At 35.6% G+C, this 20,511-nt stretch carries 14 protein-coding genes; 6 read left to right on the top strand and 8 right to left on the bottom strand.

The annotated features are described in order from the left end of the window. Nucleotides 1-14 precede the first annotated feature (14 nt). Both ACIDC4_RS03620 and ACIDC4_RS03615 read left to right on the top strand, forming a co-directional pair. Complete coding sequence (locus ACIDC4_RS03620; RefSeq protein WP_412041787.1) at nt 15-434, top strand: hypothetical protein; 420 nt, start codon at nt 15-17, stop codon at nt 432-434. Between the two features lie 230 nt (nt 435-664). Further along, entirely contained in the window at nt 665-1,381 is a 717-nt protein-coding gene (locus ACIDC4_RS03615; RefSeq protein WP_412041786.1) for a hypothetical protein, read from the top strand. 59 nt (nt 1,382-1,440) lie between these two features. On the opposite strand, the gene ACIDC4_RS03610 is transcribed toward ACIDC4_RS03615, so the two are convergent. The 3 genes from ACIDC4_RS03610 to ACIDC4_RS03600 form a co-directional block, all read right to left on the bottom strand. Beyond that, nucleotides 1,441-2,706, bottom strand: a complete 1,266-nt coding sequence (locus ACIDC4_RS03610) for an MFS transporter (RefSeq protein WP_412041785.1) — start codon at nt 2,704-2,706, stop codon at nt 1,441-1,443. Between the two features lie 153 nt (nt 2,707-2,859). Next, nucleotides 2,860-4,596, bottom strand: a complete 1,737-nt coding sequence (locus ACIDC4_RS03605) for a thiamine pyrophosphate-dependent enzyme (RefSeq protein ID WP_412041784.1) — start codon at nt 4,594-4,596, stop codon at nt 2,860-2,862. A 664-nt stretch (nt 4,597-5,260) separates the two neighbouring features. Beyond that, the gene (locus ACIDC4_RS03600) at nt 5,261-5,788 is read right to left on the bottom strand and encodes a hypothetical protein (RefSeq protein WP_412041783.1); all 528 of its coding nucleotides are present in this window, start codon (nt 5,786-5,788) and stop codon (nt 5,261-5,263) included. Between the two features lie 201 nt (nt 5,789-5,989). Here ACIDC4_RS03600 and guaA point away from each other — a divergent pair, with 201 nt between their 5' ends. The 4 genes from guaA (at nt 5,990) to ACIDC4_RS03580 (ending at nt 12,072) form a co-directional block, all read left to right on the top strand. Next, entirely contained in the window at nt 5,990-7,519 is a 1,530-nt protein-coding gene (gene guaA / locus ACIDC4_RS03595) for a glutamine-hydrolyzing GMP synthase (RefSeq protein WP_412041782.1), read from the top strand. Nucleotides 7,520-7,580: 61 nt separating this feature from the next. Next, nucleotides 7,581-9,491, top strand: coding sequence for a lytic transglycosylase (locus ACIDC4_RS03590; protein ID WP_412041781.1), 1,911 nt, complete (start codon nt 7,581-7,583; stop codon nt 9,489-9,491). A 95-nt stretch (nt 9,492-9,586) separates the two neighbouring features. Further along, nucleotides 9,587-11,671, top strand: a complete 2,085-nt coding sequence (locus ACIDC4_RS03585) for a LysM peptidoglycan-binding domain-containing protein (protein ID WP_412041780.1) — start codon at nt 9,587-9,589, stop codon at nt 11,669-11,671. Continuing rightward, complete coding sequence (locus tag ACIDC4_RS03580; protein WP_412041779.1) at nt 11,671-12,072, top strand: OsmC family protein; 402 nt, start codon at nt 11,671-11,673, stop codon at nt 12,070-12,072. The genes ACIDC4_RS03585 and ACIDC4_RS03580 overlap by 1 nt, the downstream gene beginning before the upstream one ends. A 48-nt stretch (nt 12,073-12,120) precedes the next feature. On the opposite strand, the gene ACIDC4_RS03575 is transcribed toward ACIDC4_RS03580, so the two are convergent. The 5 genes from ACIDC4_RS03575 to ACIDC4_RS03555 all read right to left on the bottom strand — a co-directional run bounded on the left by ACIDC4_RS03575 (nt 12,121) and on the right by ACIDC4_RS03555 (nt 20,508). After that, nucleotides 12,121-13,980: a glycoside hydrolase family 35 protein gene (locus ACIDC4_RS03575; protein WP_412041778.1), complete on the bottom strand. Its 1,860-nt coding sequence runs from the start codon at nt 13,978-13,980 to the stop codon at nt 12,121-12,123. Nucleotides 13,981-14,066: 86 nt separating this feature from the next. Continuing rightward, a complete protein-coding gene (locus ACIDC4_RS03570) occupies nt 14,067-15,422 on the bottom strand; it encodes a Gfo/Idh/MocA family protein (RefSeq protein ID WP_230040914.1) in 1,356 nt (451 codons plus the stop codon). Between the two features lie 117 nt (nt 15,423-15,539). Then, the gene (locus tag ACIDC4_RS03565) at nt 15,540-16,856 is read right to left on the bottom strand and encodes a DUF3472 domain-containing protein (RefSeq protein ID WP_412041777.1); all 1,317 of its coding nucleotides are present in this window, start codon (nt 16,854-16,856) and stop codon (nt 15,540-15,542) included. A gap of 90 nt (nt 16,857-16,946) precedes the next feature. Continuing rightward, a complete protein-coding gene (locus ACIDC4_RS03560) occupies nt 16,947-18,644 on the bottom strand; it encodes a RagB/SusD family nutrient uptake outer membrane protein (protein ID WP_412041776.1) in 1,698 nt (565 codons plus the stop codon). A 10-nt stretch (nt 18,645-18,654) separates the two neighbouring features. After that, complete coding sequence (locus tag ACIDC4_RS03555; protein WP_412041775.1) at nt 18,655-20,508, bottom strand: SusC/RagA family TonB-linked outer membrane protein; 1,854 nt, start codon at nt 20,506-20,508, stop codon at nt 18,655-18,657. Nucleotides 20,509-20,511: the final 3 nt, after the last annotated feature.

Here is a 20,511-nt window from a genome sequence, read left to right as displayed (position 1 = left end):
TTAATCTTTAAATTATGAGAAAATTATCTTTTTTGAAATCAACCTTTAGCTTTGCACTTTTGATTTTTATGTCAGTTTTAGTTTCAAGTTGTAGTTCAAGCAGTGATGACGATAATACATCAGCAGGTACAGCATTCAATCCATCAAATTTTTCACTAACCATTACAAAGAAAGAAGTTACTGCAACTGTTGGTTTAATGATTACATACGACTTGAAAAATATTTCAAAAGAAGCATATAATGATTATACGCAAGGTTCTTTTTCTGTAAAGTTTACTGTTAAGAGTACAGACGGAGAGATATTCCAGGATATTGTGAGTGTAGATTATATTGATGCCGGAATTACTTTTAGTGGGTTAACTTTTCTTGATTATAGCGAAGTAAAAACTTTAGATCTTACAACACTAACTGCTGTAATTATTAAAAATAAATAGCATAAAAATAAACAGTAATTAATTACTAGTGTGATGACCGATTTGTTTTTTTAACAAATCGGTTTTTTTTCTACAAGAAGTTTGGCAGGTTTTTTGCTTTCCAAAAATTAGCCTAATATATTGTTATAATAGTCTTAAAGTTGTAGTGCCTAATTAAATTATGCTATTTTTGTGATGCTATGCTTTGATCTTATAAAATTTTTAAAAGCCGATTCGATAATACTTTTTCAATGAAGCACATCTTATTTTTCATATTATTTTTTACCGCTGTCACTGTTTCAGCTCAAACTGAATTTGGTACTAAATACAGACCTATCGCAGCACCTAAATTTGGTGCAAAGCCAAAGAAGACTCCAATACCAGAGGTTAAAGATCCTCAGGCTGATAAGATGGATATACCAAGTATAAAAACACCAAACGTTTTTGATAATACCAGTATTACTCCAAAATCGCAATTGCAGGTAGGAGCAGAGAAAAGTAAATTTACAATGTCTACCGAAACTGATTTTGCCAATCCAGGTGACCGTTATGTACCTAAAATGGAAAAAGATCTGGATAAAGCTTTAAGAGATGCAGGACTAAAAGAAGGTCGCGGACAATTAGTAAGAAAGAATATTTCTCTGGGAGATTTTAGAACAAAATCGAAATACTTTATTATAAAGCTAAGAGATTTTGGTGCTATTGATGGCGATTTGGTAAAAGTATCTTCTAATGATCAGGTGATTAGAGATCAGATATTTTTAGAAGGTAATTTTAAAGATGTAAAAATTGATCTTGTAAACGGTTTTAATAAATTGGATTTCGAAGCACTAAACATTGGTAGTTTAGGAGGAAATACAGCCGAAATTCGAGTTTATGATGATAAAGGTCAATTGGTAACCAATGATTATTGGGATAATCTTGCGGCAGGTTTTAAAGCTTCTATTGTAGTAACAAAAGAAGAATAAGATACAATCAAATCGTGTTGCATCTTATTCTGCTTCTTATCTTCTAGCTTTAATAATTATCAATCTTTCGCCAGTTCAGGAGTATTATTCGATTTTCCTTCGCCAGTTTCCTTTAATAGAAAACTCACCAGAATTGCTATCGAAATTCCAATAATCCAGAATAAACCTGCTTGTTGAAAATGCATAATTTTATCCGTTGTATCATTTAATGTTTGTCCGAACAAACGACTGAATAACGGACTTAAAAGCGTTGTTACTCCAAAAGTTATAAAATTAATGGCTCCTGTAGCACTTCCTTTTACATTGTCAGGATTCGCTTCTTTAATTATAGAATACGGAATCATTGCGGCACCAGAACCAACGCCCAACAAAAACATACTGATTTTCGTAGGAAGTAAATCGGGGAAATACAATAACTGAATCAGACTCAAAATCATAAATAGCGCTCCAAATATTAAAACGGGTTTGCGTTTGTTTATTTTATCTGTAATATATCCTAATAACGGACAGCCAAATACCCAACCAAAAGCGACCATTGCACTCGAAATTGTTGCACTATGAAAGTCGAAAGCACGATCTTTCTGAAAAAAATCTACTGCCCAAGTCATAGCAAATATAGTGGTTGGAGCAAATAATAATCCTGAAACGATTCCGCACAACCAGGATTGAGGATTACTAAAAACAACTTTATAAGGTTCAAGCAAGCTTTGCTTTTTTACGATAGTTTCTTCCTTTTTCTCGACTACGTTTGCCGGAGTTATAAACCAAAGTCCAAAAGCAACGATTATAGTAAAAATTCCGATAGAAAGCCAGAAAGTTGTTATATCCATTCCTTTTTCGATTAAAGGACCTACAACAAATTGTCCTGCTGAACCGCCGAGCATTCCTAAGCATTGAGTAACACCAATTGCAGTTGCCAATGATTTTGCTGAGAATCCTTTGCTCGCCAAATACACACAACCCGGAAAAGCGAAGGCACATCCGGCACCTTGAAACAATCGCCCCGTTACGCCGCTAAACTGACTAGAAATCATAAACAGTAAACATCCAATTCCTAAAATAAGTGCTCCGGCAAAGAGCGAATATTTGGCTCCAAACCGATCCAGGGCAATTCCTGCGATTAAACTGCAAGTCGAATAAGTGTAATAATAAGTTCCTATAATAGTAACCAATCGAATCTCATTTACGGAAAAACTCTGTGCAAGTTCCGGAAGCATTACAGCCGGGGATGAGCGTATAACATAATCTAAAAAATAGAAAAGCAAACCAAATACCCATGCAATAATGTAATATTTAGTATATGATTTATTTGTATTGATGTCCATAAAAATGTATTTCTTTTATTTTGAAGGAACACGAATTGCACGAATTTGCACAAATTTTTGATGAGTACTTTAAGTTTGCGAAATTAATTTCACAAATAGAATTGGTGCAAATTCGTGTAAGTAGTGTTTATATTTTGAGTCTAAAAATCAGTTTTAGATGCCTTCTTTTAAATGCTTATAATTAGATTTAATAGTATCTAAAACTTCATCCATTTTACCGCCCAGCATTAGTCTTGTCATCGATTTTGCCATACCCACAACTTGTTCCCATTCTACTTTTGGCGGCATTGCCAATGCATTTGGGTTCGTGAAGATGTTTAGTAAAACAGGACCATTATGTCTCAACGCATTTTCGATTGCAGTTTCAACTTCTTCGGGTTTGTGCACATTTACACCCTGAAAACCCATTGCCTGAGCAATTAGTCCAAAGTCCGGATTGACCATATCGGTTTCATTATCTGGTAAACCAGTCACTTCCATTTCGAGTTTTACCATTCCTAAAGCACGATTATTAAAAACAATAATTTTTATGGGAATTTCATATTGTTTAATGGTTGCCAAATCACCCAATAGCATTGAGATACCACCATCACCACACATGGCAATTACTTGTCTTTCAGGATGTGCGAGAGCTGCTCCTATAGCCATTGGCATTGCATTGGCCATAGATCCGTGATTGAAAGAACCCAGCATTTTTCTTTCTCCTGTTCCCTTTATGAAACGAGCTCCCCAAACGCAGGTCATCCCGGTATCGACTGTGAAAATGGCATCTTTAGTGGCCAGTTTATCAATGATATGCGCCACATATTCCGGCTGAATAGTATCTTCTCCGCCATTATCATTAATATAAGTGTTCATGTTTTCTTTTACGCTGGCATATAATTTAAGCTGTGCCTGTAAAAAACTATCATCGGTTTTGGTTTCTAATAATGGTAATAAAGCTTCTATAGTATCGGCGACATCACCGCATAATCCCATGTACAGATTGGCTCTTCGGCCTAAACGTTCCGTGCTGGTATCGATTTGAATAATTTTATTATCACCAGGCATGAATTTATCGTAAGGAAAATCAGTTCCTAACAATAAAACCAAATGCGATTCGTGCATGCTATGATAAGCAGAAGGCTGACCAAGTAAACCTGTCATTCCTATTTCGTTAGGATTATTGGGCTGAATACTCATTTTTCCTCGGAAAGAATATCCTACGGGAGCTTTGATATGCTGCGATAATTGCACCACCTGATCGTGAGCTTTTTCGGCACCAATTCCGCAGAATAAAGTGATTTTGGAACTCTCATTGATCGCTTTTGCTAAATGCTGTAATTCAGTATCAGAAGGTCTGATAACCGGATTACAATGAAAAAACTGAGTTGAAATATTGCTTTCAACCGCTTTTAATTCTGATACATCACCCGGTAAACCAATTACGGCAACACCTTTTTTGCCCAAAGCATGTTGTATGGCAGTTTGTATGATTCGGGGAGCTTGCTCAGCCGTCATAATCATCTGATTATAATAACTGCAATCGTCGAAAAGTTTAATGGTATTAGTTTCCTGGAAATAATCCATTCCCATTTCGCTTGTATTTATGGTGGAAGCAATGGCTAATAAAGGAACGTGCGAACGATGCGCATCATACAAACCATTTATTAAGTGTACATGTCCCGGGCCGCAACTTCCGGCACAAACCGCAAAACCGTCTAATTCGGCCTCGGCAGCAGCTGCATAAGCGCCCACTTCTTCATGGCGAACATGAATCCATTTTATTTTTCCGTTTCTGCGTATCGCATCATTAAAATGATTTAAACTATCACCGGTAACCGCATAAACGCGTTTTACTCCGGCTTCTACCAACATGTCAACTAATTGTTCTGCAACTATTTTACTCATGGATTATATTTTTAAAATTAATATTCAGATAGTACAAACATTGGTTATGGTTTACTTTCTTAATGATTATATTTTAAGATACACTTGGTTATGATGTAAAAACGGTTTTTGGTATGGGTTTATAAATTTAGGGATTTTTTTTGAGTTAGTAAGGTTCTAAGCTGCTAAGGTTCTAAGTTTTTTTTGAAGGTTCTGAGGTTCTAAGCTGCTATTCCAAGGCTTCGGGCAATGCCATTAAGTTAATATATTTTAGATTGTGTTCCATCGGAACACCTCATTGGTAGAAAAAAGAATGCATTGTGAGAAACATCGTCCCATTGGGACGTTTGATGAATTGTATAGGTAATCTGTATAAATTATTATTTATAAAATCAAACGTTCCTACGGAACGTGAAAAAACGCCGTATTTATTGAACTACCAATGAAATGTTCCGATGGAACAAAAAAAAGTGATGAGATATTATCCTTAACAAATTGTTCCAGTGGATTTTTCTTTAACTTGATGAGATTGGACTTTGGGACTAAGTTTTTCTTTTGGGGAAATACAAAAAAGGTTCAAAGGAACAAGTTTTGATCTTGTTTACCTTTGAGCCTTCGTTTTTAAGAATCGAAGATTCTAGTTTTTTAAAACTTAGAATCTTAGCAACTCAGAATCTAAGAACCTTTAGAAAGGATCCGCAGTTACTCTAAACTTCATATTTGCTTTTACGGTTACATCTTTGGTAAGAGTTTCTTTTAAGGTAACCTGAGTTCTTATTTTATATTTATCGGCTTTAATGTATTGATCTAGTCTGGCATCGGTACAAATTAAATCTAGTGTATTGCTTGTCGAGTTGATATTGTCCAGATAGGCCAATTCGATTTCGTCAGCATCATTTGTGGATATGTAGAGATGAATTGATTTTAAAAATGTAAAAGTTTTATCTGAAGGATCAGAAATCGTTAATGTAAGAGACCTTATTTTTACATCTTTTACCAAACTCGCTTTGGTTTTGTTGTTGCTAAATTCAGCCGAAGAATTTGTAGTAACATCAGGGGTAATAATTTCTGATGGCAGATTGATGGGTAAATTGCTTTTTATCTTAATAGAAGCTTCATTAGAAATAGTAAAAGTCAATAAGTCGTCTACCGCATCGCAAGAGGTTACAAAGACAGCTAAAAAAAGAAAAAGGGCAATAAGTCTTGATTTCATGTTTATGGTTTTTCGTTTAAATACGATGTTTCTTGAATGTTGGTTTTTTTTTAAGATACTAAGTTTCTAAGGTGCTAAGTAACTAAGTTTTTTTGACGATCCAACACCTTAGAAACTTAGTAACTCAGAAACTTAGAATCTATATAGAAAAAAAATCAAAATTCCATTTTTCAAATTCGAATATAAAAAGTATTTTTGCGCATGCAACACAACGTACTTATTTTAGATTTCGGATCGCAATATACACAGCTTATTGCGCGTAGAGTTCGCGAATTAAATATATTCTGCGAAATTTTCCCTTACAATCACTTTCCTAGTGATTTATCACCTTATAAAGCCGTAATTTTAGGAGGAAGCCCTTTTTCTGTTCGTGCAGAAGATGCTCCACATCCTGATTTATCTCAAATTCGAGGCAAACTACCTATGTTGGCAGTTTGTTACGGAGCACAATATTTAGCCCATTTTAGTGGAGGTGAAGTAGCCGCTTCGAACACCAGAGAATATGGTAGAGCGAATTTATCTTATATTAAAGAAGGGGAAACTTTCTTTAACGGAGTTTCAGAAAACAGTCAGGTTTGGATGAGTCATAGTGATAGTATCAAGGCTTTACCAACAAATGCTGTAAAATTGGCAAGCACGCATGATGTAGAATATGCTGCTTACAAAATTGACGGCGAAACAACTTATGCAATTCAGTATCACCCTGAAGTTTTCCATTCTACAGATGGATCAAAAATGTTGAAAAACTTTTTAGTAGACATTGCCGAAGTTCCTCAAAACTTTACACCAAATGCTTTCGTAGAAGAAATGGTGGGAGAATTAAAAGAGAAATTAGGAAACGATAAAGTAGTTTTAGGATTGTCAGGCGGAGTAGATTCTACTGTAGCTGCAGTTTTATTACACCAGGCAATTGGTAAAAACTTATATTGTATTTTCGTAAATAACGGTTTACTTCGTAAAAACGAATTCCAAAATGTATTAGATCAATACAAAGGAATGGGATTGAATGTAAAAGGAGTAGACGCCGGAGATCGTTTCTTAAGCGAATTGGCCGGAATCAGTGATCCTGAAACCAAACGTAAAACTATTGGTCGTGTATTTATCGAAGTTTTTGATGATGAATCACATTTGATCGAAGACGTAAAATGGCTGGCACAAGGAACTATCTATCCTGACGTAATTGAATCGGTATCTGTAAAAGGACCATCGGCAACGATTAAATCACACCATAATGTAGGTGGATTGCCGGATTATATGAAATTAAAAATTGTAGAACCACTTAGAATGTTGTTTAAAGACGAAGTTCGTAGAGTTGGAGCTACTTTAGGAATAGATCCTGAATTATTAGGAAGACACCCTTTTCCGGGACCAGGATTATCAATCAGAATTTTAGGAGATATTACTCCGGAGAAAGTTCAAATCCTGCAAGATGTTGATGCTGTTTTTATCGACGGATTAAAATCTTGGGGATTGTATGACAAAGTTTGGCAGGCTGGAGCAATTTTGCTTCCGGTAAATAGTGTTGGGGTGATGGGCGATGAGCGTACTTACGAAAAAGTAGTAGCGCTTAGAGCTGTAGAATCAACAGATGGTATGACTGCTGACTGGGTTCATTTACCTTACGATTTCTTGATGAAAGTGTCGAATGACATTATAAATAAAGTAAAAGGCGTGAACCGCGTGGTTTACGATATTAGCTCAAAACCACCAGCAACAATTGAGTGGGAATAGTATTGTTTTTCAAATTAAGGCGTTACATTTGTAACGCCTTAATTTTTTAAACCTACTATTTATGAGAGAATTTTTAACGATTTCTCTTGTCTTTATTTTGTCTTTTAACAAAATAACTGCGCAAGATTCAATTATTGAACACAAAATTCAAAAAGGAGAAACTGCCTATTTTATTGCCCAAAAATACAAGGTTTCTGTAGATGAAATTTACAAACTCAACCCCGAGTCGCAGAGCGGAATCAAAGACAATCAAATTATTAAGATTCCGGTTCACTCCGCAGAAAAAGAAAATTCAAACCAGCAAATTACTCATGTTGTTGGTCCCAAAGAAACCCTTTTTGGTTTATCAAAACAATATAATATTACTGTAGAAGCGCTTCAAAATGCAAACCCCATTTTGGCCAATGGATTACAGATTGGTCAGGAATTAATTATTCCGAATCCTTCGAGTTTTCTTAAAACAGAAAGTACAACTTCTTCAAAAGTAACGCATCAGGTTGTAGCCAAAGAATCCTTGTTTAGTATCGCGAGAGCTTATAATGTATCTGTTAATGATTTAGAAAATCTAAACAAAGACCTTCTTATTAACGGATTACAGATTGGTCAGACGATTTCAATTCCGAACAAACGAAAAACCTTAGACGGACGAGTTCGCGTAATCAATCAGGAAACGGTTTTTCATGTGGTTGAACCAAAGGAAACTAAATTTTCGATTGCGAAAAAATACAATATTTCTATCGATCAGTTAGAATCTCAAAATCCTGAAATCGTTAACGGGTTAATTGTTGGAAATAAATTAGCTATTAATACTGCAGCAATAAAACCAACAAACGAAAGCGAAGAATTGATGTTGGCTTTAGCCGAAAAACAAGTTGTAGTCGAAAAAGGAAAAGCCAAAACGGTTGAACTGGAAGATTTGAAAGACAGATTGGTGGTTCAGAAAGAAATGAATCAAAAGATTATTAAGATTAATGATTTGAAAGTGAATCTGAATGACATGAACGGTTCTAAAGAAAATTCGGTTGAAAAATTACGTTTGGTTCTGGAAGCCAATAAAAATGTACAGGATATTTTAATGGCAAAATTAGATTCGTTGGTGAACACGATGAATAATGATTTGGTCGATTTAAAAAGAATGGATATTCTGAATGTCGATGAGTCAAAAAGATTAGAAAAGCGATCGTATGAAAGTATTGGCAAAACCAGTGAATTATCTTCTCAACTAAAAAAAGAATTAGCCGAAAACCGAAAAGCTTATGCCGGTTTAATGAATAAAGTAGAAAAAATTGCTGTTGAAGAAAATCAGGAATACAAGAAGAAAATCCGCGAAAGCGAAAAAAATACAAACGTTACTTCTTTGCAGCAACGACTTTCATTAGAAGAAATAAAAAGATATAAAATAGAACAGGAGCAGGGCGATGCGCAAAATCAGCTTTTAATTGCTAAGATTGATTCGCTTGATACGCAGAAAAAAATCGAAGTAAAACGACATATCAGCAAAGCGACTTATTATAGTATGGAAGCCCGAAAGTTTGATGATAAACTGGCTTTGATAAAATTGAAAAAGTATCAGGATGAAGCCATTAAAAAACAAGATAAATCAACTTCTGCTGAATCTGCAAAAACAATTTCGCTTGAAGAAATGAAGCGTGAACTTAAGGAAAATCCGCTTAGAGCAGACAAAACAGTAAAAGTTGAAGTTTATGATAATCTTAAAGAAGTTTCAAACGGCTATTACTTAGTTTTAGGTATATTTACAGACTCGTCGCTGAGAGATAAGCTCATTATGAAACTCATTGATTCTGGCGATTTTAACGCTAGTTTCTTCTTTAATATCAACAGTCTTTCGTACTATGTTTACTCAGATATGTACCAAAATATGGAAGAAGTGCTTTATAAATGCAAGAAAAACGAAGAAGATGAGTTATATAAAGAGGTTGTTATTGCTAAGGTAGAAATTGATCTTAGATAATAATTGGCGATAAAATAACAAGTGGCAAGAATCTTGCTTTAAAGAGATTTTAGTAACTTGTTTTGAATTAAAAATTAAATTGTTTTAAGTCTATTATGAAGTATTATTCAACATTATTGTTTCTCGTTTTTTTTGTAACATTTTCTGCTTTTTCACAAGAAAAGGTTATTAAATATACCGTTGCGAATGGAGAAACTATTAACCAGATTGCCGTAAAATTTAAGGTTACGCCTTATGATATTTATGCATTAAACCCCGATGCCAGAAGTGGTATAAAACCCAATACAGTTTTACTGATCCCTACCAATAATGCAAAATCTGCAGCGGTTAAAACAGAAACAGCTGTGGCAAAAACGGGCGGTAATACCAAAGAAATAATTCATGAAGTACAGCCAAAAGAAACTTTTTATAGTATCGAGAAAAAGTATGGTATCTCTGATGAAGCTTTGAAAGCGGCAAACCCTACTTTAGAAAAAACCGGAGTTCAGATTGGACAAAAACTGGTGATTCCTGCAAAAGGATCAGCGGTAAAATCGGCTGTAAAATCTTCGGTAGCGGCTGAAAAACCAGCGAAAGAAAAAGCTCAGGAAAAATATGTATATCATGATGTTGTAGCAAAAGAAACTAAGTTTTCGATCGCTAAACAATACGGAATAACCATTGAAGAATTAGAAAAACGCAATCCTGAAATTGTTTCTAATTTACCCGTAGGATACCGACTAACCATAAAAGGAAAAGCACCTAAAACAGATGCTGCAAGTCCTGCTGTAACAACTACTGCCAAACCAGTTGAAACTGCTAAAAAAGCGACAACTTATATGGAGTATCAGGTAAAACCAAAAGAGACTTTTTATAGTTTAGGAAGAACTTTTCACATTTCTCAGGAAGAATTAACGGCATTGAATCCGTCACTTTCTGAAGGAGTAAAAGAAGGAATGGTTTTAAAAGTTCCTGCAGGATATTTAGCTCCGGCTCCAATTATTCCGCAACAGCAGCCTGTTGAAAAAGCAATAGAAAATTCAAATACAGGAGGTTCTATACAAATTGTAGATAAAGTAAAATCTGAAACTGTATCGGTTAATCCGGAAGTGGTGGAACTAACGAAGAAAAGAGGACAAAACGATCGTAAAAAATTAGTTTTATTGTTGCCATTTAATTTGAATAAAATGCAGAATGATACAACAAGTCCTGCTAATCGTATCAAAAACGATAAATTCTTAAACATGACTCTTGATTTTTATGCAGGAGCAATGATGGCGATCGACTCGGCTAAAACCTTGAAATTGCCAATTGATGTGGCGATTTATGATTCTCAGGAAACAAAGACGAGTTCAAATGTTTCTACTTTAATGGCTCAGAATAAATTGCAGGATGCCCATGCAGTAATTGGACCATTTTATCAAAATAATGCTGAAGCTACAGCAAATACATTGCGTTTGTTTAATGTTCCGGTGATTTCTCCATTATCAAAAGATAAAGCAAACCCAATTGATAATTTATACCAGACAATTCCGTCTAGTGATGTGGTGAGAAATGCGATGTTTGATTATATGCGTGCGAAAAACGGAAACATTGTAGCTGTTGTTGATAAAAAGAAAGAATCGGTGATTAGTTATATCAAACAAAACCAAAAAGGAGTTGTTTTTGCAGCTTTGACAGAAACAGGTGGTTTGGATGTAGCGAGCTTAAAAAGTTTGTTATTGCCAAACAGAATGAATTATGTGGTAATGGAAACCGGAAACACGGCTATGGTAAAAACTACCATTAAAGCTTTGCTGGATGCGCAAAAAACATGTCAGGTTCAATTGGTTATTTTAGAACCAAACAGCACATTGGATACTGACGAAATTAGTTTTGATAACTTAGTAAAACTGAAATTAATGTATCCGTCTGTAACTCGTGAAAGCGATGAACCGGGAGTTTTAATCTTCGATAAAGAATACAGATTGAAGAATAAGATAAACCCAAATACTTATGCAACACGCGGATTTGATGTTACTTTTGATACGATGATGCGTTTGGTACAAGGAAAAACATATCAGGAAACTGCAGATTTAATGACAACGGAACAAGTTGACAATAAATTTCAATTTTATAAAAAAGAAGATGGTGGACACGCCAATAAAGGAGTGTACATTTTATATTACGATTCAGACTTAACTTTAAAAGTAGCCAATTAATGACATCAAAAGTAACCTATTTAGGAGATTTAAGAACAAAATCAATTCACGTGCAATCAGGAAGCGAAATCATTTCTGATGCACCTTTAGACAATAACGGAAAAGGAGAAGCATTTTCTCCAACAGATACAGTTGCCAATGCTTTAGCAAGCTGCATGATGACCATTATGGGAATCAAAGCACGTGATTTAGGCGTAGATTTTATAGGTTCAACTGCCGAAGTAACTAAGATAATGAACGCTGAACCAAGAAGAATTGGAGCGATCGAAATTGCTTTTGAAATGCAGGGTGTTACAGATGAGAAAAACAAAACAATTCTGGAACGCTCAGCCATGACGTGTCCGGTGTTTTTAAGTTTAAGCAGTGAAATAGAAAAGAAAATTACTTTTAACTGGAAGTAATATTCAAATCAAAATAGTAAAAAGCCATTCAATCGAATGGCTTTTTATTTATAAACCTTTTTCTGGTTTTAAATCTTCCAGAATTGGGGTTAAAATAGTCTTTATATCTTTTTGAATAGTTTCATTTTTTTGTTCGAAAACGACAATGCTATTTTTACCTTTTTTAAGCCAGCATCCAGGCAAATAAAGAGTTTGTTGCGGACCAACGCTCCAATAACGTCCAATATTAATTCCGTTTACGAATACAATTCCTTTGCCCCAATCGCGCATGTCCAGAAAGGTATCTCCGGTTTTAGTGAGATTAAAAGTTCCCTGATATAAAGTAGGACGATTTATTTTACCTGAGTTTTTATACGCTGTTAAATCTGGTGCCGTGGTCATTGGTAATTTATACATTTCCCAATCACCGGTAATGGTTTCTCCGTTAATGACAACAGGAATTATAATACCTTTATTGTTGGCATTAATTTGAGAACCATAATTAATGCGTCCCATGTTTTCGACCAAAATGTCTAAAGTGGCATTAAAGGGAACTTCGATTTCGCAATCGTATTTTTTATAATATCGGTTCAGTTCTGCTACTTTTTTCCCGTTAACATAAATAATGGCATAATCACGTAATCCTTTCAATTCTAATTTCCCACTAATAGGTTGTGTAAATTTTTTGCTGTACCAAACATAACCATCGCCTTGATTTAGTTGTTCAAATGTTTGCGGATTATCTTCAATAACGGGTGTGATTTTCGATTTAAAATCGGCTAAATCAACCACTTTGGTCAATGCAATTTTTGGAAGAGTAATTACAGGCATTTTTTCCGGAACTGCAGGAGTTTCACTTGTTTTTAATAATTCTCTTAACGCATTGTATTTTGGAGTTGCCCAACCCGCTTCGCTAATAGGAGCGTCATAATCATAAGAAGTCATGTCTGGCTGAATATCGTGTTCTTTATCATAATTGGCACCCGAGGTAAAGCCAAAATTGGTTCCGCCATGTACCATATAATAATTGAAAGAGACTTGATTGTCCAGATATTTTTTGGTCTGACGAACGGTTTGTTCCGGTTTTTGTGTCGGGAAAGGTTCTGCCCAATGATCCAGCCAGCCCGGATAAAATTCGGCAACCATATAAGGTCCCTGATTATTATTAAACTGATTGACAACGGCTTTTAACTTTGGAATGTCGCTTTCGCCATTGGCAGTTGGTAAAGCGCCCGGCAAAGCTCCGCCTTCAAACAACCAGCTTCCGTCTGATGTAAAAAATGGCACTTCAAAACCAACATCTTTTAATTGCTGAAAAACGGCGGCGCTGTATTTTTTGTGCTCTTCTAGCGGGATATCTTTACGTTGGGCGACATAAGAACCAAATTCATTTTCGCCCTGAACCATAATAATTGGTCCGCCTTTGGTAATTTGTAAATCTTTGACTTGATTGTACAATTCGGTAAAATAGGCTTTGGTTGCAGTTAGATATTCTTTGTTATTTCCACGAATCACCATATTAGGAACATTTTGTAAAAACCAAGGATAACCGCCAAATTCCCATTCGGCACATACATACGGACCTGGTCGAAGAATAACAAATAAACCTTCTTCCTGTGCTGTTTTAATGTATTCGGCTAAGTTTTTATTTCCGGTTTTAAAATCCCAAACTCCGGGAGTAATTTCATGATAGTTCCAGAAAACGTAGGTTGCCACAGCATTTAAACCCATTGCTTTCATCATTTTTAAACGATGACGCCAATACGGTTGTGGAATTCTGGAATAATGCATTTCGCCTGAATGAATCTGAATTGGTTTTCCATTCAACAAAAAATTCCCATCGCTTATAGCAAAAGTTTGTCTTTCTTGTGCTGTTAATAATGAAGCTATAAAGAAATTAAACAAGAGAATTAAATAAACTTTTTTCATTTTATTTGAAATTGATGATGTTTATAAAAAGCAAGAGAGCACTATGAATTGCGCTCTCTTGCTAACCTAACTAACCAATAAATTTATTACTCTGAAAACTCTAATTTTTGTAATTTTTTCCATCCGCCACGAGTGAAATCAGGAATTTCTACAGGAGACGAGTTATTATCAAGTGAGATCTCTGTTAAAGGACCTAAACAAGACCATTCTGCAAGATCGTAAACATCCATATCTAACGGAAGACCTTTTTGAAGACAGTGAATCAATCGGTAATCCATCACGAAATCCATTCCGCCGTGACCGCCCACTTTTTTAGCTTTTTCTTCAATATCTTTTACAATTGGATGTTTGTATTTTGCCATCAATGCTTTTTTAACATCTTCAGGAACAAATGAATGTGCACTTAATTTTTCGTGATTTGGTTTTACATCATCTCCTAATGCTGCACCGTCTAAAGCATAACCTTCTAACGGATATTTGTTGGCAAAACCTTTAGTTCCGCTCAATTGGTACATTCTGCTGTACGGACGAGGAGAAGTAACGTCGTGCTGAATCTGGATTGTTTTTCCGTTTTCAGTACGAATCATAGTCATGGTATGATCTCCGTTTCTAAAATCTTTAATTTCCTGACCTGATTTTTCTTTGATGTAAGCAGGATTTCCTACTGCTTTGGTATCCATAGAAACTAAAAAGTTCATTTTATCACCACGGTGAATATTCAAAGCCTGACAAGCTGGTCCCATACCGTGAGTTGCGTAAATATCACCTCGGTGTTTGATGTTGTAATCCATTCTCCAGTTGTTCCAGTATTCACCCCAAAATGGTTGAAGACCGTGAATGTAAGAACCTTCGGCATGAAGAATTTCTCCAAACACACCTTGCTGTGCCATGTTTAATGTCGTTAATTCGAAGAAATCGTAAACACAATTTTCAAGTTGCATACAATGTTTACGGGTTTTTTCGGAAGTATCAATAAGATCCCATATTTCTTTCATGGTCATAGCACCCGGAACTTCGATTGCTACGTGTTTTCCGTCTTTCATTGCCTGAACACCTATTAAAGCGTGATGTTTCCAGTCGGTTGCGATGTAAACTAAATCAACATTTGGCAAGGCGGTAACTTTTCTCCAGGCATTTTCATCTCCAAAAAATTCCTGTGCTTTAGGAAGACCAGCTTTTGTTAAAATTTCATTAGCCGATTGTGTGTTTTTCTCTGTCATATCGCAAAGCGCTACGATTTCTACTCCGGGAATATGCGTCATACGCTCAACAGCTCCCGGGCCACGCATTCCTAAACCAATAAAAGCAACACGAACTGTTGGAATTGGAGCAGTAGCCAAACGCAAAACATCTTGCTGACCTTTTGGACGGGTTGGTGTTTTGGTTTTGATCATTTGTGCCGATGCGATTGCTCCTCCAAACAACAGACAGGCCACTAACATGAATTTTAAAATACTAGTTTTCATAATTGAATTAATTTGATTTGAAATGATGATAATCTAAATGCTGATTATCGGGAATTATTGTTTTTGTAAATTGTTTATTTTTAAAACGTCTTTTTAAGGTAATGTGTCAAAATTTATTTCTGGTTTTTTATTGTTTAAAGGTCGTGTAAAGATCGTTTTTGGTGTTGTATAATTGTTAAAAAAACCACCGTCTTTTAGATAAAAAGAAGTATTGTCGAGTCCGCTTGCAAAATCCATTCGGTATTCTTTTGCTCCGGTATTATCTGTTGTAAAACGAGCTGAATTGATCTCTGACCAAACTCCCTTATCGTCACAAACCCATTGATTGTTGAAGAGTACTTTACGTGACAAATCGCCTTGTTCCGGAATAAAATTTTCTAAGAACGAATGAAATCTTTTTAAATACGTATTCGTTTCAGGACGATTAAAACTAGCGATTAATAGCCATTTTTGCAATTCAGGTGCGTAAAAATAGGCAGTATACGTGGTTGTATTATTGTTTTGAGGGAATCCTTGTAATAAAAATTTATAAGTGGTTCCTGCTTTCCAGTTGTATTTAAGATAGCTTTGACCGCCAGAACCTTCATTTCCAAATTCGCCTGTGTGAACATTTTCGCCTTTTTTAAGCATTTTAATTTTATGAGATTCAGGAATACTGGCCGGATCATCAGTATTAAACGGACTCCATACAGAAAATAAAACCCTTCTTTCTGAAGCCGAATTGACCTGAATACCAAAGTAACCTTCTCCAAAACCATTTGCCATAAAATAAGAACCAATTTTATCTTCGTTTTCCGGAACGGTAACTTCGTTATAATACCATTTTGCATTGATGTTTTCTGGAACCTCATAATTTAAATGTACCGATGGCCCGCGACGTCCCCAATGATAAAAATTGCCTTCATTATTTGGAACATATGATATTTTAGCATCGTAATCATCACTCGAAATCGTTAAACGATTTATAGCAGGAAAACGATCTCCTGTTTTACTGATTCCTTTTATCTTAACGGCAACATAACCTTCCTGATTAATTTTCCAGGTACCAATTGTGACCGCTTTTTTTGAAGTATCAAATTTTACTTTTTTGGCTTCATTATTAATCGAAAATTCTAATTCTGATTTTCCAACTACTTCTACCGATTCTTCAACAGTTAACTGAAAACTTCCGGCTTTCGAAATTCTGAAATAAATAGTGAAAAATTCTTCGGCACTGGTCCAGTTTTCAATTCCGTTATCCGTAATAGTATTGCTTTCTAAATGTTTGGAGCTGTAAGCGTTTCCTGCCAACGGAAGCGAAATACTGGTTTTTGGATTTTGTAAAGGATCTTTCTCAGTGGTTTCGCTATTCTCTGTACAGGAAAAAGATACGAGCAATGAAGCAAAAAATAAGTAAAATAAGTTTTTCATAGTATCGATAGTTCGTTTATTTCTTTTTTAAAATTACCTCTCTAATCTACCAAATTAGAGAGGCTTCAAAAACAAAACAATTCTAAATAATTATGGATTCTGTGTTAAAGTTCCAGGATACGCATTAATTTCTGATTGCGGAATATATTGAACCACTCTCAAGCTTGAAGCCGGCCAGTCTGTCATTGGCAAGTGAGGACCAGGATAATGACGCGTCATAGTTTGACCATTTCTGTAAACATCATAACCTCTATGTGCTTCAAACGCTAACTCTAACTGACGTTCTTCATCTACTCGCTGTACGGCATTTGTACTGTTTAATGATGTATAACCACCACCAACAATCGATCTTTCTCGAATTATGTTTAAGTTGGTTAAAGCACTATTATAATCACCTTTTTTAACATATGCTTCTGCGATGTTCAAATACATCTCGGCCAATCTTGAAATAGTAGGCGAGTGCAGGTGCGAATCATTATTCTGAAGAGAACATTTCGTGATATAATACATTGGATAAACACGGTTCAGCAACATCATAAAATCTTTTTCGCCTGTATACGTTTTACCTTCGTATTCAATCGAATATTGATTTTCGGCTGCATTTACTGCGGTTAAGTTATAATCAGCATTTCCTATTGTGATATAAAATGTACCATTAGGATTTGTTTTTAATGGTTGTTGCATATAGTTGTAACCCGTTTGTGTACCGGTAGCATTTTTAACGTCATAAATAAAACGGAATGCCTGAGTTTTGTTTCCTGCATCATCTGTGGTATATTGAGGATCGATAAAAGCCCAACGCGCATCTTTCTTTAAACCGGATTTTCTTAGCAAATCAAGATATTTGGCACTGGCATACATTTCGCCCCAGCCTTGTCCCTGAATATTAGCATACATTCCGCCAATTCCATAAAAATGATCGTAACCTGAAAATTCTGATGCCACTTGTTTTACAGCAAAAATCGTTTCGGTTTGCTCATCAGAATCTGGAGCGTAGGTATTAAATTTCATGAAGCTGTCTCTGCTTAATAAATGATATCTTCCGCTTGCTATTACTTTATTTGCGTAGTCTATCGAAAGCGTTGCATATTCCTGATTAGGGGTTTCATATGTTCCGCTCATATACAAATAAACTCTTGAAAGCATTGCCTGAGCAGCTTCTTTTGTTGCATAAGCCGCTTTTCTTTCAGTTGTCATTAAAGCTTCAGCTTTTTTCAAATCACTGATGGCTTGTGCATAAGTATCTTTTACTGTTGACCTGTCCGGAAGGTTAAGATTATTTAAATCTGCCGGTAAACCATTTACGATCGGCACTCCTAAATTAGTTTCTGGTGATTGCGAATAAGGTCTTCCGTAAGTACGACACAAATAAAAGTAAATCATACCTCTTAAATAGTAAGCTTCACCTAATTGCTGATCCATAGCGGCGCTTTCTCCTTCGGCAATCATTTTCATTAAATCACTTGATTGCGAAATAATTTTGTAACTATTGTTCCAAAAAACAGATAAACGACCGTTGTCCGGTATGTGCTGATAGGAGATAAAAGAATAAAAAGCATCTGTAGAGGTACCTCTAATCATGATATTGTCACCCGGATATTCTCCAACCCTGTGCATAACATCAGACCATCCTTTTAATTGTGCGTAACATCCGTTTAGTAAAACTTCGATCGAAGCTTCTTTATCTTGTTCAATTTTGTCTTTTGTATAGGAATCAAATGGTTCTCTGTCTAAATCACATGAGGACAGGAAACTAATTGCCATACATAATATAAATATCTTTTTCATGATTTTGTTTTTATAGAGTTAAGTTAAGTCCTAATACAATTTTGCGCGTTTGAGGATATACCTGTGTCGCAACACCAGTAATAGCGCCATTTGCAGGAGGAATTTCAGGATCAACTCCGGAATAATGAGTAATCGTAAATAAGTTTTCACCGGCGATATACAATCTAAGATTTGCGATATGCAAACGTTCGATAGGTACATTATAACCTAAAGTGATGCTTCTCATTTTTAAGTAAGTTCCGGTTTCCAGGAAACGTGATGATGCTTTGTTAGAGTTACTGGGATTATTGTAAAGTGCTTGCGGATGCGTTGCAATATCCCCCGGTTTTTCCCAACGGCTCCATCCGCTGTGAAGGTTCATTTGGTTTCTATCGGTATACGCACCATCAGAATCGAATTCTGCTCTGGCATAATTATAAATTTCACCTCCTACAGAATAACTGAAAATGGCAGCAAAATCAAAGTTCTTATAATTTACACTGGTAGAAAATCCTCCAAAAAAGTCCGGAGTATAAGAACCAATTACTTTTTGGTGTTTAGAAGCATCACCATAGTTAGAAGTTTTTACACGTTCTCCTGCAGCATTTGTCGTAAACCATTGTGGTTTTCCGTTTTCAGGATCTACACCAGCCCATTCTGTCAAATACCAGCTATCAACATCTTTTCCGGGAGTTAATAGTTTTGATGCAGATCCTGCAATACCACTACCATCTCCAACAATAATTTCCTGCTTGCTTCCGTAAAGACTCGTTACTTTATTTTTATTAGTACCAATGTTAGCATCTACAGACCAGTGTAAATTTTCATTTTTAATGATATCAACATTCAAAGATGCCTCGAAACCTCTGTTATTTACAGCTCCAACGTTTCTCCAGATACTTGTAACACCAATTACTCCTGGTAATGGTACTCTGTATAATAAATCTGAAGTGTTTTTATTATAATAATCTAATGTAATATTTACTCGGTTAAAGAAACTAACATCAACACCTACGCCGCCAGTATATGTTTTTTCCCAGCTTAAATCCGGATTGGCCAATTGCGAAACCAATGCTCCGGGATTTTCATTATAACTTTGAGAGAAAGAATACAAAGGAAGGTGAGGGTACAAACTGTTAGGACGATTTCCTACCGAACCATAACTTGCTCTTAGCTTAAGATTATTGATATAATCGGCATGAAAAAAGGCTTCGTTATGAATGTTCCAACCACCACTTACAGAGAAAAAGTTACCATATTGTGCATTTGCTCCAAAGTTAGAAGCTCCGTCACGACGAAACGAAACTTGCGCTAAATAACGATTGTCATACGAATAATTCACATTCGATAACAAAGACTGCACAGCCCATTGCGATCTGTTACCACCCACTTTTTCAGGTACCGCAGCAGCATCTGTAACTATAATTCCCGGAGGAATTCCTGTTGCTACGCCAGTACTTGTTTTAGAGTTGTATTCGTTCCATTCATAACCTGCAAGAGCATTAAAGTCATGTTTTCCGAATGATTTATTGAATTTTAATAATTGGTTCGTGTAGATTCTGTTATAAGTAGAAAAGTAATCTTCGATTCGGCCTTTTACCGCTTCTCCTGCAGAAGATCTTGGATCTGAATAATAAGTTGAATTATAATTACCAAAAATGTAATTGTTTACAGAAGAATATGTTAGCCAGCTATTAAATTTAATATCAAAATCAAGATTTGCCCTAACCGTATAAGATTCAGATTCACCATAATTCCATTGTAAATCATATAAATAGTTAGATCCGGTTGTATTTACCCAGGTTGGGTTTGGCGCGTTTCCTGCCAAAGATCCATCTTCCAGATACGGACTATCCCAAGGCATGTTTCCGTAAAGTGCACCCACAGA

The organism is Flavobacterium sp. C3NV (genome assembly GCF_046825355.2).
In the GTDB taxonomy this organism is placed as follows: domain Bacteria; phylum Bacteroidota; class Bacteroidia; order Flavobacteriales; family Flavobacteriaceae; genus Flavobacterium.
Note: the sequence above shows the minus strand (reverse complement) of the source record. Positions and strands in the feature narration are given on the sequence as shown.

Coding starts and splice junctions, on each gene's coding strand:
- ACIDC4_RS03560 (WP_412041776.1), bottom strand. CDS start 18,644: ATGAAAAAGATATTTATATTATGTATGGCAATTAGTTTCCTGTCCTCA.
- ACIDC4_RS03570 (WP_230040914.1), bottom strand. CDS start 15,422: ATGTTAGTGGCCTGTCTGTTGTTTGGAGGAGCAATCGCATCGGCACAA.
- ACIDC4_RS03575 (WP_412041778.1), bottom strand. CDS start 13,980: ATGAAAAAAGTTTATTTAATTCTCTTGTTTAATTTCTTTATAGCTTCA.
- ACIDC4_RS03590 (WP_412041781.1), top strand. CDS start 7,581: ATGAGAGAATTTTTAACGATTTCTCTTGTCTTTATTTTGTCTTTTAAC.
- guaA (WP_412041782.1), top strand. CDS start 5,990: ATGCAACACAACGTACTTATTTTAGATTTCGGATCGCAATATACACAG.
- ACIDC4_RS03565 (WP_412041777.1), bottom strand. CDS start 16,856: ATGAAAAACTTATTTTACTTATTTTTTGCTTCATTGCTCGTATCTTTT.
- ACIDC4_RS03615 (WP_412041786.1), top strand. CDS start 665: ATGAAGCACATCTTATTTTTCATATTATTTTTTACCGCTGTCACTGTT.
- ACIDC4_RS03620 (WP_412041787.1), top strand. CDS start 15: ATGAGAAAATTATCTTTTTTGAAATCAACCTTTAGCTTTGCACTTTTG.
- ACIDC4_RS03610 (WP_412041785.1), bottom strand. CDS start 2,706: ATGGACATCAATACAAATAAATCATATACTAAATATTACATTATTGCA.
- ACIDC4_RS03605 (WP_412041784.1), bottom strand. CDS start 4,596: ATGAGTAAAATAGTTGCAGAACAATTAGTTGACATGTTGGTAGAAGCC.
- ACIDC4_RS03585 (WP_412041780.1), top strand. CDS start 9,587: ATGAAGTATTATTCAACATTATTGTTTCTCGTTTTTTTTGTAACATTT.
- ACIDC4_RS03580 (WP_412041779.1), top strand. CDS start 11,671: ATGACATCAAAAGTAACCTATTTAGGAGATTTAAGAACAAAATCAATT.
- ACIDC4_RS03600 (WP_412041783.1), bottom strand. CDS start 5,788: ATGAAATCAAGACTTATTGCCCTTTTTCTTTTTTTAGCTGTCTTTGTA.